Origin of the sequence: Bacillus sp. FJAT-44742 (assembly GCF_002797315.1) — a bacterium.
GTDB lineage: Bacteria > Bacillota > Bacilli > Bacillales > Marinococcaceae > Thalassorhabdus > Thalassorhabdus alkalitolerans.
Window position 1 is genome coordinate 3,648,405 of sequence record NZ_KZ454936.1, and the last position, 14,173, is coordinate 3,662,577.

At 42.6% G+C, this 14,173-nt stretch carries 17 protein-coding genes and 8 tRNA genes (1 of these 25 running past the window's edge); 24 read left to right on the forward strand and 1 reads right to left on the reverse strand.

Translation table 11 applies throughout. The features are described from left to right. The first annotated feature begins 40 nt into the window (after positions 1–40). The 15 genes from acpS (at position 41) to CEF17_RS18170 (ending at position 12,625) form a co-directional block, all read left to right on the forward strand. On the forward strand, positions 41–391 hold the full coding sequence (acpS, locus tag CEF17_RS18100; protein ID WP_100400711.1) for a holo-ACP synthase: 351 nt from the start codon (positions 41–43) through the stop codon (positions 389–391). A gap of 78 nt (positions 392–469) precedes the next feature. After that, a complete protein-coding gene (locus CEF17_RS18105) occupies positions 470–940 on the forward strand; it encodes an NAD(P)H-hydrate epimerase (protein WP_100400712.1) in 471 nt (156 codons plus the stop codon). Positions 941–1,080: 140 nt separating this feature from the next. Continuing rightward, positions 1,081–2,001, forward strand: coding sequence for an NAD(P)H-hydrate dehydratase (locus CEF17_RS18110; RefSeq protein ID WP_100400713.1), 921 nt, complete (start codon positions 1,081–1,083; stop codon positions 1,999–2,001). Between the two features lie 79 nt (positions 2,002–2,080). After that, on the forward strand, positions 2,081–3,109 hold the full coding sequence (locus CEF17_RS18115; RefSeq protein ID WP_232725605.1) for a LolA family protein: 1,029 nt from the start codon (positions 2,081–2,083) through the stop codon (positions 3,107–3,109). A 140-nt stretch (positions 3,110–3,249) separates the two neighbouring features. Then, positions 3,250–4,395, forward strand: a complete 1,146-nt coding sequence (gene alr / locus CEF17_RS18120; protein ID WP_100400715.1) for an alanine racemase — start codon at positions 3,250–3,252, stop codon at positions 4,393–4,395. A 229-nt stretch (positions 4,396–4,624) separates the two neighbouring features. Beyond that, complete coding sequence (locus tag CEF17_RS18125; protein ID WP_442857463.1) at positions 4,625–4,915, forward strand: CopG family ribbon-helix-helix protein; 291 nt, start codon at positions 4,625–4,627, stop codon at positions 4,913–4,915. Between the two features lie 414 nt (positions 4,916–5,329). Next, positions 5,330–6,157, forward strand: coding sequence for an RsbT co-antagonist protein RsbRA (locus CEF17_RS18130; RefSeq protein WP_100400717.1), 828 nt, complete (start codon positions 5,330–5,332; stop codon positions 6,155–6,157). 25 nt (positions 6,158–6,182) lie between these two features. Continuing rightward, on the forward strand, positions 6,183–6,539 hold the full coding sequence (locus CEF17_RS18135; RefSeq protein ID WP_054636570.1) for an STAS domain-containing protein: 357 nt from the start codon (positions 6,183–6,185) through the stop codon (positions 6,537–6,539). Positions 6,540–6,541: 2 nt separating this feature from the next. After that, a complete protein-coding gene (locus CEF17_RS18140; RefSeq protein WP_100400718.1) occupies positions 6,542–6,955 on the forward strand; it encodes an anti-sigma regulatory factor in 414 nt (137 codons plus the stop codon). A 14-nt stretch (positions 6,956–6,969) separates the two neighbouring features. Continuing rightward, positions 6,970–7,983 carry a PP2C family protein-serine/threonine phosphatase gene (locus CEF17_RS18145; RefSeq protein ID WP_442857444.1) on the forward strand — a complete coding sequence of 338 codons (1,014 nt, stop codon included), beginning with the start codon at positions 6,970–6,972 and terminating at the stop codon, positions 7,981–7,983. A gap of 137 nt (positions 7,984–8,120) precedes the next feature. Further along, the gene (locus CEF17_RS18150; protein WP_100400720.1) at positions 8,121–8,456 is read left to right on the forward strand and encodes an STAS domain-containing protein; all 336 of its coding nucleotides are present in this window, start codon (positions 8,121–8,123) and stop codon (positions 8,454–8,456) included. Then, complete coding sequence (gene rsbW / locus CEF17_RS18155; protein WP_054636572.1) at positions 8,453–8,941, forward strand: anti-sigma B factor RsbW; 489 nt, start codon at positions 8,453–8,455, stop codon at positions 8,939–8,941. The genes CEF17_RS18150 and rsbW overlap by 4 nt, the downstream gene beginning before the upstream one ends. Further along, positions 8,898–9,710, forward strand: coding sequence for an RNA polymerase sigma factor SigB (sigB, locus tag CEF17_RS18160; protein WP_100400721.1), 813 nt, complete (start codon positions 8,898–8,900; stop codon positions 9,708–9,710). The genes rsbW and sigB overlap by 44 nt, the downstream gene beginning before the upstream one ends. After that, a complete protein-coding gene (locus CEF17_RS18165; RefSeq protein WP_100400722.1) occupies positions 9,711–10,313 on the forward strand; it encodes a SpoIIE family protein phosphatase in 603 nt (200 codons plus the stop codon). 128 nt (positions 10,314–10,441) lie between these two features. Continuing rightward, complete coding sequence (locus tag CEF17_RS18170; RefSeq protein WP_100400723.1) at positions 10,442–12,625, forward strand: Tex family protein; 2,184 nt, start codon at positions 10,442–10,444, stop codon at positions 12,623–12,625. A gap of 14 nt (positions 12,626–12,639) precedes the next feature. On the opposite strand, the gene cmpA is transcribed toward CEF17_RS18170, so the two are convergent. Then, the gene (gene cmpA / locus CEF17_RS18175; RefSeq protein ID WP_100400724.1) at positions 12,640–12,756 is read right to left on the reverse strand and encodes a cortex morphogenetic protein CmpA; all 117 of its coding nucleotides are present in this window, start codon (positions 12,754–12,756) and stop codon (positions 12,640–12,642) included. Between the two features lie 106 nt (positions 12,757–12,862). Here cmpA and CEF17_RS18180 point away from each other — a divergent pair, with 106 nt between their 5' ends. The 9 genes from CEF17_RS18180 to CEF17_RS18220 form a co-directional block, all read left to right on the forward strand. Next, entirely contained in the window at positions 12,863–13,315 is a 453-nt protein-coding gene (locus CEF17_RS18180; protein ID WP_100400725.1) for a SprT family protein, read from the forward strand. A gap of 163 nt (positions 13,316–13,478) precedes the next feature. Continuing rightward, positions 13,479–13,553, forward strand: a tRNA-Asn gene (locus CEF17_RS18185). Positions 13,554–13,555: 2 nt separating this feature from the next. Then, a tRNA-Ser gene (locus CEF17_RS18190) sits at positions 13,556–13,646 on the forward strand. 9 nt (positions 13,647–13,655) lie between these two features. Further along, a tRNA-Glu gene (locus CEF17_RS18195) sits at positions 13,656–13,730 on the forward strand. Between the two features lie 7 nt (positions 13,731–13,737). Beyond that, positions 13,738–13,813 (forward strand) — tRNA-Val (locus CEF17_RS18200). Positions 13,814–13,844: 31 nt separating this feature from the next. Continuing rightward, a tRNA-Asp gene (locus tag CEF17_RS18205) sits at positions 13,845–13,920 on the forward strand. A 35-nt stretch (positions 13,921–13,955) separates the two neighbouring features. Beyond that, positions 13,956–14,030, forward strand: a tRNA-Gln gene (locus CEF17_RS18210). Between the two features lie 9 nt (positions 14,031–14,039). Next, positions 14,040–14,125 (forward strand) — tRNA-Leu (locus CEF17_RS18215). A 31-nt stretch (positions 14,126–14,156) separates the two neighbouring features. After that, positions 14,157–14,173, forward strand: a tRNA-Leu gene (locus tag CEF17_RS18220) (it continues 71 nt past the right edge of the window).

The window sequence follows — 14,173 nt, forward strand, 5'->3', positions numbered from 1 at the left end:
ATGGTGATTTTATCGGAGAAATGAAAGGATTAGATAATTGATGATTAAGGGAATTGGGATAGATATTATAGAGTTAAAAAGGATAGAGAGAATGCTGAAGAACCCAAAGTTTCTTGATAGAATCCTGACCAGCAGGGAAAAAGAGCTTCTGGACAATGTATCGCCTGCTCGCAAGGTGGAAATTGCGGCAGGCAGGTTTGCAGGAAAAGAGGCTTATGCTAAAGCCTGCGGAACAGGGATTTCAAAGGAAACAGGTTTTCACGATATTGAAATACTCCCTGATGAGAAGGGGGTTCCAAAAATAACAGGAAAAAATCAATCAGAACGCCTGCATATTTCGATTTCACACAGTACAGAGTATGCGGTAGCTCAAGTTATCATCGAAGAATAATTTCACCGCTTGTCAACCTGTCTGCATAACTCTTGAATACAAGTCATAGAAATGTAGTGCGGTTAGGAGGGACCTACCATGCAAGTGGTAACTGGAGAAGAAATGGGGCGAATCGACCGCTTTACCATTGAAGAAATAGGGCTGAAGGAAGAGGTGTTAATGGAGAGTGCCGGCCGTGCGGCGGCAAATAAAATCATGGAGAGTATTTCTCCTTCTGACAATGTCGGAATATTAATTGGAACGGGCAACAATGGCGGTGACGGATTTGTAATAGCGAGGAGTCTCCTTGATGCTGGCTTTAAGGTGGATGTATGGCTGATTCCCCCGGAAAGCAAGGTGAAAGGGGCAGCTCTTTACCACCTTAATGTATTTAAAAGTTCGGGCTACACCTTTTCTGACTACTCCTCTTTTAAAAGTGAGGAGAAAGAAGTTCCGGGGCAATGGGATGTCATCGTTGATGCCTTGTTAGGGACAGGGGTTCAAGGAATTTTAAAAGAGCCCTATCATGCAATGGTTCAATCTATTAATCCTGTAAGGTTATATCGGTAGACATTCCAAGCGGTGTTCCAGCAAACAAGGGCGAAGTTGAGGGTGAAGCCGTAAAGGCTTCTGTCACGTTCATTCTGCAAAGCCCTAAGCTTAGTGCATTTCTGGCGCCAGCAGATGAATATTACGGGAAGTGGGAGTGTGTGGATATTGGACTTCCAATGCGTGCTTATCACGCTGTAAAACCGGACAGGTATCTGTGGAGCAGGGAACAAGTATCTGCTTCTTTTCCGGTGCGTAATAAGCACACCCATAAAGGCAGTTATGGAAAAGGGCTCCTTGCAGGAGGTTCAATCCATATGACAGGAGCGCCCGTACTTGCCGCAACATCTGCCCTCAGGTCAGGAGCCGGACTGCTGACTACGGCTGTGCCAGAGGAAGCTCTTTCAACAGTAGCAAGCCAGGTTGCCGAGTCCACTTTTCTGCCTTTGCCTTCAAAAGGAGGGGAAGTTTCAGAGGAAGTAGGAACCTTGGGCTTGTCACTAAATAATTATGACGGAGTAGCTGCTGGACCTGGACTTGGGAGAAATGAGGGAACCCGGACACTTGTTCAAAAGCTCTTAAACGAAGTGAAAGGGCCTTTGATTCTGGATGCTGATGCTCTCTTTGTTTTGAAGGAGCTGGGGGAAGAGTGGAAAAAGAGAGACTTTCCTCTCATTTTAACTCCTCACCCAGGCGAGTTAGCACACTTAACCGGCCTAAGTCCTGCTGAAGTCAACCGCCAACGTTTTTCAATAAGTCGTTCCTTTACAGCACAGCACGGCTGCTATCTGATATTAAAAGGGCCTCACACAATTGTTACGACTCCAGAAGGTAAGCAGTACGTAAATGACAGCGGAAATCCTTCCTTAGCTAAAGGAGGAACAGGTGATGTCCTGACAGGGATGATCCTTTCGTTTGTCATGAGTCATTCTGCTATCCAGGAGGCGTTAAGCAATGCTGTATTTCTTCATGGAAAAGCGGCTGATATGCTCGTTGATGATGTCTCATCCCCTCATTCTGTAGTGGCTGGGGATGTCGTTCAACAATTACCACTTACATTTCGTTCTATTCTCCATTCATAACACAGGTTCCCTTCTTTGTCGTATTTTAGGACAAAGGAGAGATGAGGACGTGCGCAAGCGTTGGCTGTTATGTTTGACTATGATCGTCCTGGTGATAACTGTTGCAGCGTGCGGGGAGAAGTCCCAGGAAGACGTTGTGAAAGACCTGGATAAAACACTTCAAGAAATGAGTGGGTACCAAGCGGAAGCGACAATGGCCCTGCAGACTGGCCAGGAACCCCGTTCTTATGAAGTGGACGTCTGGCATATGCAAAATGAGAAGAACAAATATTACCGGGTTGCTTTGAAAAATGACAATGAAGAACAAAATCAAATGATTATTCGAAATGATGATGGTGTATTTGTACTGACCCCTGCATTGAATAAAAGTTTCCGTTTTCAAAGTGACTGGCCCAATAACAATAGTCAGGTCTATCTTTATGAGTCGTTGATTTCAGATATTTTAATGGATGCCGAACGGACTTTTGCTGTCCATGAAGACAAATATGTATTTGAAACAAAAACGAATTATCAAAATAAAAACCTCCATCACCAAGAAATTACTCTTGATTCTAAAAGCCTGGTCCCAGTGTCAGTAAAGATCTATGATCCTGACTACGAACTCCTCGTAGAAGTAACCTTTACTAATTTTGAAATGAATAAAAGTTTTGATGAAGCAGACTTTGATACTGAAAAGAACATGACAGCAGCAGATTGGGAAGTGCCGGCAATGGCTGATGAAGCACCCGAAGGAACAGAAACAGTAATTGAGGAAGAGCAGCAGTCGGAGGAGTTTGCAGTAGCGTACCCGACTTATGAGCCTCAAGGGTCTTCTTTAACTGATTCTGAAGAAATACAAGGTGAAGATGGAAAAAGAGTGATCCTCTCTTACACTGGCGAAAAATCCTTTACTATTATTCAGGAAGAGGCACAGACAGTCCCTGCAATGGCTGAGGTTGAAGTCGGAGCTGGAGACCCGGTAGACCTTACTTTCACAGTGGGAATACAAACAGAAGATTCTTTGAGCTGGACCTATGACGGAGTCGATTACTTTTTGGCTTCTAACGATTTGTCACCAGAAGAAATGATGGCTGTTGCTCGTTCTATGGAAGGAACGATGGTGAAATAAGTCTTGGGGATCAGAGAGTCTCTCTCTGATTCTTTTTTTGATAAGAAGTTTATGTGCCAAGTACAGCTCATTTGTTGACAACACTGGTTGTTCGGTTCAATAATCGATAGAGATAAAGAAACATACCAGGGGGAACCGACATGGCCTTTTCAGAGACATCATTCAGAGATACATGGGCAGAAATCAACTTGGAGCACATCTATGAAAACGTAGCTAGGGTGAAAAAGAATTTCAGACAGGAAATGAATGTAATGGCTGTAGTAAAAGCTGATGGATATGGCCACGGAGCCGTCAGAGTAGCAAAAACCGCGTTGCGGGCTGGTGCTTCCTATTTAGGTGTGGCCCTTTTGGAAGAAGCTATGGAGTTGCGAAAAGCGGGTATAGATACTCCTATATTGGTGCTCGGACGAACAAGGCCTTCAGATGCAGACATTGCAGCCTTTCATAATATCACTTTAACAGTTTTTCAGGAGGAGTGGCTGAAGATCGCCAGCCGCTATCTTAGCAAACCTCTTGCAGTTCATTTGAAATTTGATACAGGAATGGGAAGGATAGGGCTTAGAGAAGAACAAGAAGCTGAAAGTATTCTTGATTATTTGGCAGGAAGCGGCCTATATAAGACAGAAGGGATCTTCACACACTTTGCTACAGCGGACGAGTTGGATGATTCATATTTCACCAAGCAGTATGAGCGTTTTCTCAAAGTGCTGGATTTGGTGGAGAAAAAGGGTGTGAAACCAAAGTACATTCACTGCGGAAACAGTGCTACAGGGCTTCGCTTTCCCTCAAAAGCCTTTAACATGTTTCGCTTTGGTATTTCCATGTACGGGCTGTCACCTTCAGAAGAAATTAAAGAGGTGCTGCCATATCCTTTAAAGGAAGCTTTTTCTCTGCACAGCACACTTGTTCAGGTTAAGAAGGTACCCAAAGGGGAGAGTATCAGTTATGGAGCTACCTATACTACGCAAAATGAGGAGTGGATAGGAACCGTCCCCATTGGATACGCAGATGGGTGGTATCGCTATCATTCAACTCAAGGGGGATATGTTCTCGTCGAAGGGGAAGAAGCTCCAATTACCGGCAGAGTTTGTATGGATCAAATGATGGTGAGGCTTCCTTATAAAATGGAAGTGGGCACAAAGGTCACATTAATTGGAAAGCAAGGCGGTAAGCGGATTATGGTTGATGACATTGCAGAAAGGCTGGGAACGATTAACTATGAAGTGCCTTGTATGATCAGCAAGCGAGTGCCTAGAGTATACCGTGAACAGGAGGCCGAATCGTAATACTTGATTTTCGTCGAATAAAGAAGATTTATTTCTGTAAAAAAAGAAGGAATTTTTTACTATTCATCGAATACACATTAAGAGATGTACAAATCTATCAGGATTATATCAAGGGTTTCAGCTCTTTTTATGCAGTGAATTTTATTTTAATTGTCCTTTTGCAAATTCGACTTTAGGATGCTATGATAAAAAGGAAGAATATCAAAGGTCGTTAAGGTGTACGTTGGAGGTGTGTTTCGTGTTCCAAAAAGGCACAAAGCAGATCAAAATCAGCCTGCCGGAATATCTTTTACAAGAGGTGGACGGTATTATTAGCTATGACAAAATAAATCGCAGTGAGTTCATTCATCAAGCGACAAAGGTTTATTTGAAAGAGCGTCAGAAAGCTAAGACACGTGAAGCCATGCAAAAGGGCTATTTAGAAATGGCGAAGATCAATTTGAACATTGCTGCCGAATCCTTTTTAGCAGAAGAAGAGGCTGAGAGTAATTTAGATGATCGTTTAGTGAGCGGAGTATAAGTTGCTTTGGCACCTGTTTTAAGAGAACGGATTTATTATTATTTATTAACCCCAATTTTTATATTGCCAAGATGCGATAACTTCAAGTTATGCTCTTAATCAAAAAAGTTGCTGCTCAGTAGCAACTTTTTTGATTAAGAAATACTTTACATACCGGTCGTTTTAATAGAAGGTAATATGCCTTCCTTAATTTTATGGATGAAAGGTTTCCTTTTCTTCTGCCCTGTTATGTATTTTGTATTATCCTTTCATTCCCTCTGTATTTAGAAGTAAACACCCTTTCTCACTGATAATGCCATCAAAGGAAAAAGTTATATCCCGCTGATCAATTAGATTTGTTTGCGCCATAATGAAAGTCGTGGAATAATAGAGGGAGATATTTTTGCAGTGATCAGCTCATTTGGAGGAATTTTTATGAAACCATCCATCATTGAGATGATATTTAGTCAGCGTTATGAGCTTGAAGAGCGCTGGCTGAAGGAAGTTGAAGCAGTCCGATCATCTCAGTCCTTATCAACAGCTCCCGATGATTTATACGAAAAGACAAACAGGGAGTTTGTACAGGTTATTATTGATACACTTGAATTAGAGAAAGCACAGGCAAAAGAAAAGATTCATTCATTTGCTGAGCGTTTCATGTATTCTGGATGGCCATTAAGTTATTTTACTCAAGGTTTGCAAGCCTTTAGACGGGTTGTCCTGGAAATGATTACAACTGATGGATCCATCGCCTCGAAAAGAGTATTTGAAACGTTTTATGAAGTTGAGAGCTGGATTGATGGAATCGTTAACTTATTAGTAGACGAGTACTCTGGTTCATGGGAAAATACTATACAAATACAGAAAATGGCACTCAAGGAACTTTCAGCACCTCTCATTCCTGTTTTTGAGAGTATAAGTGTGATGCCATTGAGCGGTACAATTGATACAGAACGAGCAAGGCTCATCATGGAGAATTTACTGGACGGTTTAATAGAATATCGTTCTCAAGTCGTCCTTATTGATATAACTGGCGTCCCAGTTGTAGATACTATGGTAGCCCACCATATTATCCAGGCAGCTGAAGCAGTCCGCCTCGTCGGGGCAGAATGTGTTTTAGTGGGGATCAGGCCGGAAATTGCCCAGACAATTGTTAATCTGGGGATCGATTTAAGCAAGTTTCCGACAAAGAGCACCTTGCGTAAAGGAATCGAAGCGGGACTAGAAATGACAAACCGTAAGATTGTAAAAACGCAAACGTAAGTGGATAAAAGAGCGGAGGGTAAAAATGCGCATTCCTATATTGAAACTACACGAGTATTTGTTGATTTCGGTGCAAGTAGAATTAGATGACCAAACGGCCCTTCAGTTTCAGGAGGATTTACTCAGTAAAATTCACCAGGAAGGTTCAAGTGGAGTTGTAATTGATTTAACTTCCGTGGAGATGATTGACTCGTTCATCGCTAAAGTACTAGGGGATGTCGTAGAAATGTCCAACCTGATGGGAGCTAGAGTGGTTTTAACCGGTATTCAGCCGGCTGTGGCAATAACCCTGATTGATATGGGTGTCAAGCTGGATGAAGTGCCAACTGCCCTTGATTTAGAGCAGGGTCTTGAGAAACTTCAACAGGAATTGGAGGGATAAGAATGGGTATCCAATCCAAAGTTGAAGTACATACGGAATGGGGGATTGTCTCTGCCCGCCAGGCTGGAAGGAACCATGCGAAGGACCTGGGGTTTGGCAGTGTAGACCAGGCACGTATTACGACTGCTATATCAGAACTTGCAAGAAACATTTACCTTTATGCTGAAAAGGGAGAAATCATCATTGAACCAATTGAAGAAGTGCAAAGCAACGGCATGAAGCGTGGTCTGCGGATTACAGCAAAAGACCAAGGACCTGGAATCAATAACATCAGGCAAGTGATGGAGGATGGGTTCACTACATCTGGGGGTTTAGGAGCTGGCCTGCCTGGTGTAAAACGCTTAATGGATGAATTCGAGATTGATTCACAATCTGGACAGGGAACCACCATTAGTGCGATTAAGTGGCTCCGTTAAAGGGAGGATCAATGTTGGCTGATTCATATGCGATATTGGAAGATCAATATAAAAAAATACTTAATAAGTATTTACAGGAAAAAGATGAACAGGGCTTGTATCACGCCCAGCAGTTCAGCAAGAAGGTAATGGAAAATCAAATCTCTCCTGAAGAGATGGTCAGTCTTCATCTTGAAATTATTGAAGATTTGTTTCCTAACCTTCCTGCTGGAGCTAGAGATTCATTTGAATTTCTTCTAGAAGTTATGATCGGATATGGCCTTGCTTACCGGGAGCATCAGAGCCTGCGTGACAGACAAAAGGAACTGGAAGCTGAAATTAATGTTGCGGCTAACATGCAGCAGACACTTTTGCCTAAGGAAGTTCCTTATATAGATTCATTAGACATTGGTGTAATTAGTGTGCCTGCTTCTAAAATGAGCGGGGACTACTATCATTTTGTCAAAGACGAAAATGGCTGCCTTGGGGTTGCTATTGCGGACATCATTGGCAAAGGTGTGCCTGCTGCTTTATGTATGTCTATGATTAAGTATGCAATGGACAGTTTACCGGAACAGCGCTTGCAGCCCGGGGCATTACTGGAAAATTTAAACCGTGTAGTTGAACAGAACGTAGCGGCTAATATGTTTATTACTATGATGTACGGGTCCTACGATCCTCGTGTACATCACTTTTATTATTCAGGGGCCGGACATGAGCCTGGATTTTATTACAATTCTAAAAATGACTCGTTTGAGGAACTCTATGCGAAAGGTCTTGTGCTTGGAGTAACCCGAGAAGCAAATTTCCGGGAATATCATAAAAAAGTAGAAGTCGACGACTTTGTTGTTTTGCTTTCTGATGGTGTTACAGAGTGCAGAACAGATGAAGGTTTCATCGAGAGGGAAGAAATTACAAATTTGATCCGGCAATATAGTCATATGCCAGCTCAAGAGATGGTTAACAACGTATTTTATCAACTTGAAAAGCTTCAAGGCTTTCAACTGAGGGATGATTTTTCTCTGATTATTATAAGAAGAAAGGTTTAACGTTTTATAAGGAAGGGTAATATTCATATGAGTATGGCCTTTTTGCCATTATTTCTAACCTGCATAATATACTGTTAAAACAAGGACTCGCCTCTTTCTACAAAGATGGCGAGCCTTATAAATAGGAGGATGGAATAATGAATCTTGATATTCAAAAGAAAGAAGTTGACAATAATTTTCACCTTTACCTTACTGGTGAAATTGATGCGTATACAGCTCCGACGTTGCGTGAAGCTCTTGTCCCTTTAACAGAGGAAGAGGGCAAGACAGTTACTGTAGATTTATCTGGAATAGATTACATCGATAGTACTGGATTAGGAATTTTTGTTGGTGCTTTAAAATCATCTCATGCAAATGATAGCAGCTTGAAGCTGGTCGGTCTTAATGAACGTGTTTACCGAATTTTTTCCATCACTGGTCTTGATGAGGTTATGGACATCGACGAGGAAAAAAGGGAGGAAGCGAAGAAATGAAGAAAGCTTCAGATTACATTGAAATGAAGGTGCCTGCTAAACCAGAATACGTGGGAGTTATTCGATTAACCGTTTCCGGACTCGCTAATCGAATGGGCTATACCTATGATGATATCGAAGACATAAAAATTGCCGTGGCAGAAGCATGTACAAACGTCGTGGATCACGCCTACAAAGAAGGCGGAGAAATGATGCTTATCTGTTCGGCTGAAGAGGATCGTATTGAGTTCATCGTATCAGATCAGGGACAAAGCTTCAGCGTAGAGGATCTGAAGAAGCAGCTAGGCCCCATTGACGCAACAAAACCAGTAGGGGAATTAAAAGAAGGGGGGCTCGGCCTTTTCCTAATTGATACATTGATGGACAAGGTAGAAATTAGCGGGGAAGACGGCGTCGCAATTGTTATGACAAAGTTCCTTCAAAGAGATGGGGTGGAACAGAATGTCGACGGAATCACAACCTCAGCAGACGTACAGCGACAATAATGCACCTGGGAAAGAAAAGGACGAAGTCTATAAGTGGATAGAAGAATTTCAGGAAAATCCCACAGAAGAAATTCAAACAAAACTGGTCCAAAAGTTTGAACCGTTAGTGCAGTCACTGGCCCGTAAATTTTCCAGAGGCCAAGAACATGACGAAGACTTGTATCAGGTTGGAATGATCGGCCTGCTCGCAGCCTTAAGGCGGTTTGACGATTCTTACAAACGAAGCTTTGAATCTTTTGCTGTTCCTACCATAGTTGGGGAGATCAAACGATTTATCCGGGATAAAACATGGAGCGTTCATGTCCCTAGAAGAATAAAGGAACTCGGTCCGAGAATAAAGAAAGCTGTAGAGGAATTAACTAATGATTTACAGCGTTCTCCTCGTGTTGAAGAAATAGCAGGGTACCTTGATGTAAGCGAAGAAGAAGTTTTGGAAACCATGGAAATGGGTAAAAGTTATCAAGCGCTTTCCGTCGATCGCTCCATTGAAGCAGATCAGGAGGGGAGTGCGGTCACTCTGCTTGACCTGGTTGGTTCACAGGAAGAGGGCTATGAGCAAACTGATCAACAGCTGCTGTTAGAGAAAGCTTTTACAGTGTTAACAGAAAGAGAAAAGGAAATATTAAAGTGCACGTACTTTGAGAATTTAAGCCAAAAAGAAACGGGAGAGCGTTTAGGGATTTCCCAGATGCATGTTTCTCGATTGCAACGCAGAGCTTTACAGAAGCTAAGGGAATCCATTCGTGTAGAGCCATCGGAGTGTCTATAAATGATCGAAAACAAACAACTGACAAAAGTTGACTTAGCTACTTTCCAGAAAGGCAAAAGCGGTAATTTGCGTTGTGGGGATGCTTTTGTCACCATCGAGACTGATGAATATTTCCTTTGTGCCGTCGCTGATGGACTGGGAAGTGGTGAAGGTGCCTACCGTTCAGCTATGATAGCTATGGACATCGTTGAGAAGCACCATACTGACCCGGTCCCATCACTTTTAGAGCAGTGCAATCAAGCACTTATGCATGAAAGAGGAGTAGTCATAACGATATTGAAGGTTATGTACCAGACGAATGAAATCGTTTATGGGAATATAGGGAACATTGGCTGTATGCTATTTACCCATGATGGACAAGCTCTTCGCCCAATTCCTGCTCCAGGTTATCTTTCCGGCAGGAAGTTTCAATACAGGATGGAGCATTTTCCTTACCGGAAAGGGTTTTCGTTCATTCTTCATTCAGATGGAGCGACATTTACTACAGAGCAGCAACGCTGGCTTCGTCAAATGAAGAACCCCGAAGAAGTAGTATCGCGTATGGCAGAAACAGCAAAGAATTCAAACGATGACGTTACTATAGTAGTCGGGCAAGTCAGATAAAGAGTCCTCCAAGGGGGGGCTCTATTTTTTGTGGGTGTGGAAAAAACGGTCTCGCGTTTTTCCACACTCTTTTCCGTGTTATAGTGAAAAAGAACAATACCTTTTAGAAGTGTACGGGAGGAAATTGAATGAATGCAACGGAACAGCAGCAATTACTTCTGGAAAAGATATCGAAAGATCTTACCATTTCACAAAAGATAATCAATAATGTTATTCAATTATTAGAAGAAGGAAACACCGTTCCTTTTATTGCCAGGTACAGAAAAGAGATGACAAGCGGAGCTGATGAAGTCCGTATTCGTGAAATCCAGGAATCTTGGAATTATGGACAGCAGCTCCAGGCTCGAAAACAAGAAGTGACGCGATTAATTGAGGAGCAGGGGAAGCTGACACCAGAATTAAAATCGGACATCGAACATGCCGAGAAGCTTCAAGTGATTGAAGATTTGTATCGTCCTTTTCGCCAAAAAAGGCGCACAAGAGCAACGAAAGCAAAGGAAAAGGGGCTGGAGCCACTGGCTGAGTGGATTTATTCCCTGCCTAAAGAAGGGGATATTCACGAGGAAGCTAATAAGTACATTGACACCGAAAAAGAAGTTCGGACAAGCGAAGAAGCTCTTCAAGGCGCAAGTGATGTTATTGCAGAATGGATAGCTGATGAGCCGTCTATACGGCAGGAACTAAGAGAATTAACTTATCAAAAGGGGAAACTTCGCTCTTACTTAAAGAACAAGGAAAAAGATGAACAAGAGGTTTATGGAATATATTATGAGTATGAAGAATCATTAAAAAAGGTCCCTTCTCACAGAATTCTTGCTATGAACCGTGGGGAAAAGGAAGAGGCGTTAAAGCTGAGTGTTGTGTTTTCGGAAGAAACAGCTTTTTCTCTAATTGAAAAGAAAATCATTAAGCGCCACGGCTCGGTTACAGTCTCATTTATTCAAGCTGTCATACAGGATGCTTATAAACGGTTGATTGCCCCTGCCATTGAAAGAGAAGTTCGGAAAGAACTGACAGAAAAAGCAGAAGAACAGGCTATTCATATCTTTTCTGAGAACCTGAAAAACTTACTGCTTCAGCCTCCAATGAAAGGAAAAGTAGTGTTAGGGGTTGATCCGGCTTACCGTACAGGGTGTAAGCTGGCTGTTATAGATGAAACAGGGAAAGTGCTGGCAGTTGAAGTGGTTTACCCGACTCCACCGAGAAAACAGGTTGAAAAGTCAAAGAGGGTGATTAACCAGCTGATTGATGAACACAATATCGAAGTCATTGTTATTGGCAATGGAACAGCATCCCGGGAAACGGAAGAATTTATAGCGGAGTTAATCACTGAACATACAAGGGATATTTCTTATTTAATTATTAGTGAGGCGGGAGCCAGTGTATATTCAGCCTCAGAGCTTGGAAGGGAAGAATTTCCTCACTTAGAGGTGGAAGAGAGAAGTGCTGCTTCCATTGCCCGGCGCCTTCAAGACCCGTTAGCTGAATTGGTGAAAATTGATCCAAAATCAGTGGGGGTAGGACAGTATCAGCATGATGTCAGTCAAGGGAAACTGAATGATTCACTGACCTTTGTAGTGGAAACAGCGGTAAACCAGGTCGGAGTTAACGTTAATACCGCCTCGCCGAGTTTACTTCAATATGTATCGGGCCTTTCAAAAACAGTGGCTAACAACATTGTTAAACAAAGAGATGAGAAAGGAAGGTTTATGGACCGTAAAGAATTGAAGAAAATCCCTCGTTTAGGATCCAAAACCTATGAACAGGCGATAGGGTTCCTCAGAATTACAGAAGGGAAAAATCCTTTGGATAAAACTGCAATTCATCCTGAAAGCTACAAAGTAACAGAGCAGCTAATTGGTGAAGTTGGAGGAACGATTGAGGACGTAGGGTCTCCAGCCTTAATAGAAAAGGTGCGAGGAATAAATGCCAGCCAATATGCAAAAGAACTTGGAGTAGGAGAGCCGACGTTAAAGGATATCTTAGAGGCGCTTGCCAGACCGAACAGAGATCCCAGAGACGATCTTCCAAGGCCAGTATTAAAAAAAGGAATAATGAGCTTAGAAGACCTGACCAAGGGTATGGAGCTCCAGGGAACAGTAAGGAATGTTGTTGACTTCGGAGCATTTGTGGATATTGGAGTAAAAGAAGACGGTTTGGTTCATATTTCTAAAATGTCTAATCGGTATGTTAAGCACCCTATGGAAATTGTCTCAGTGGGGGATGTGGTCACTGTCTGGGTTGAAAGTGTCGACCATAAAAAGGGAAGGATCTCTTTAACCATGATAGAGGCAGCAAAGCAAACAAGTTAGGGGAAGGCAGATCCTTATTCCTGGGTCTGCTTTTTCTTATATTTAAACCAGCATTGGTTTAGCAGTCTAATTTCATAAATGTTCTTTTGGTAATAAGCGCGCTCAATTTGGCGCTTGAACCAGTCCGGCATTTACTCACCTCCTTTCAGCAGCTGAGAAGAGAAAACCTATTTAGGTTTTTTATATCCTATGATAAACTGTTTGTCAGAGTTGATAAATTTTAAGGGAGGGGGCGTTTTGAATAACGGACAATTGCAAGAGCTCACAGAAAAAGTCTCACTAGAAAGCTTTAAGAAACCATTCCTTCACCAAGCCGTTTTTAATTACAGATTAAAAACGACAGGTGGACGCTATCTATTGCAAAGTCACAATATTGAGATCAACCCAAAGCATTTTAAGCATTTTGGCGATAAGGAGCTTATTGGTATATTGAAGCACGAGCTTTGTCATTACCACCTTCATATAGAGGGGCGAGGGTACAAACATAAGGACATGGAGTTTAAGGAACTCCTTTTGAAAGTCGGTGGTGCTCGTCACTGCAGTTCTTTGCCAAGTGAGGAGAATACACGCTTAATACTGCTATATGAATGTTTGGAGTGTCAGACACAGTTTTCGAGACAGCGAAGAATTAACCTTGGAAAGTATGTTTGTGGGAAATGCAAAGGGAAGTTGAAAAAAGTTGAAAAATAGCTTGACGTATTTCTCGCTGCTGTGTTAAATTATAAAAGTCGCCGAAAGACAAGCGACAACTACAAACAAAAAAACAAACAAAAAAGTTATTGACATCATTCGTTACCTGATGTACAATATAAATTGTCGCCAAAAACGACAAAGTAACTTAAATGATGAATATTCCACAGTAGCTCAGTGGTAGAGCTATCGGCTGTTAACCGATCGGTCGCAGGTTCGAATCCTGCCTGTGGAGCCATTGGAGAAGTACCCAAGTGGCTGAAGGGGCTCCCCTGCTAAGGGAGTAGGTCGTGTAAGCGGCGCGAGGGTTCAAATCCCTCCTTCTCCGCCATGAATATCTGGCCCGTTGGTCAAGTGGTTAAGACACCGCCCTTTCACGGCGGTAACACGGGTTCGAATCCCGTACGGGTCACCACTTATTTGGAGGATTAGCTCAGCTGGGAGAGCACCTGCCTTACAAGCAGGGGGTCGGCAGTTCGATCCTGTCATCCTCCACCATCTATATTATTGAATTATTGACTATTGAGCTGGGCCTGTGGTGTAGCGGTTAACATGCCTGCCTGTCACGCAGGAGATCGCGGGTTCGATCCCCGTCAGGCCCGCCATTTAAAAATATTATATAATTATATACTGTTATCTTTGGGCTATAGCCAAGCGGTAAGGCAGCGGATTTTGATTCCGTCATGCGCTGGTTCGAATCCAGCTAGCCCAGCCACTGTTTATTGCGGGTGTGGCGGAATTGGCAGACGCGCTAGACTTAGGATCTAGTGTCTTTATGACGTGGGGGTTCAAGTCCCTTCACCCGCACCAATATACTTTCACAAAACGATAACGATTTTGTGCGGTTGTGGCGGAATG

What these genes read in the sequence shown, in the direction of transcription:
- acpS (WP_100400711.1), top strand. Translation starts at nt 41, where the DNA reads ATGATTAAGGGAATTGGGATAGATATTATAGAGTTAAAAAGGATAGAG.
- CEF17_RS18105 (WP_100400712.1), top strand. Translation starts at nt 470, where the DNA reads ATGCAAGTGGTAACTGGAGAAGAAATGGGGCGAATCGACCGCTTTACC.
- CEF17_RS18115 (WP_232725605.1), top strand. Translation starts at nt 2,081, where the DNA reads ATGATCGTCCTGGTGATAACTGTTGCAGCGTGCGGGGAGAAGTCCCAG.
- alr (WP_100400715.1), top strand. Translation starts at nt 3,250, where the DNA reads ATGGCCTTTTCAGAGACATCATTCAGAGATACATGGGCAGAAATCAAC.
- CEF17_RS18130 (WP_100400717.1), top strand. Translation starts at nt 5,330, where the DNA reads ATGAAACCATCCATCATTGAGATGATATTTAGTCAGCGTTATGAGCTT.
- CEF17_RS18135 (WP_054636570.1), top strand. Translation starts at nt 6,183, where the DNA reads ATGCGCATTCCTATATTGAAACTACACGAGTATTTGTTGATTTCGGTG.
- CEF17_RS18140 (WP_100400718.1), top strand. Translation starts at nt 6,542, where the DNA reads ATGGGTATCCAATCCAAAGTTGAAGTACATACGGAATGGGGGATTGTC.
- CEF17_RS18150 (WP_100400720.1), top strand. Translation starts at nt 8,121, where the DNA reads ATGAATCTTGATATTCAAAAGAAAGAAGTTGACAATAATTTTCACCTT.
- rsbW (WP_054636572.1), top strand. Translation starts at nt 8,453, where the DNA reads ATGAAGAAAGCTTCAGATTACATTGAAATGAAGGTGCCTGCTAAACCA.
- sigB (WP_100400721.1), top strand. Translation starts at nt 8,898, where the DNA reads ATGTCGACGGAATCACAACCTCAGCAGACGTACAGCGACAATAATGCA.
- CEF17_RS18165 (WP_100400722.1), top strand. Translation starts at nt 9,711, where the DNA reads ATGATCGAAAACAAACAACTGACAAAAGTTGACTTAGCTACTTTCCAG.
- CEF17_RS18170 (WP_100400723.1), top strand. Translation starts at nt 10,442, where the DNA reads ATGAATGCAACGGAACAGCAGCAATTACTTCTGGAAAAGATATCGAAA.
- cmpA (WP_100400724.1), bottom strand. Translation starts at nt 12,756, where the DNA reads ATGCCGGACTGGTTCAAGCGCCAAATTGAGCGCGCTTATTACCAAAAG.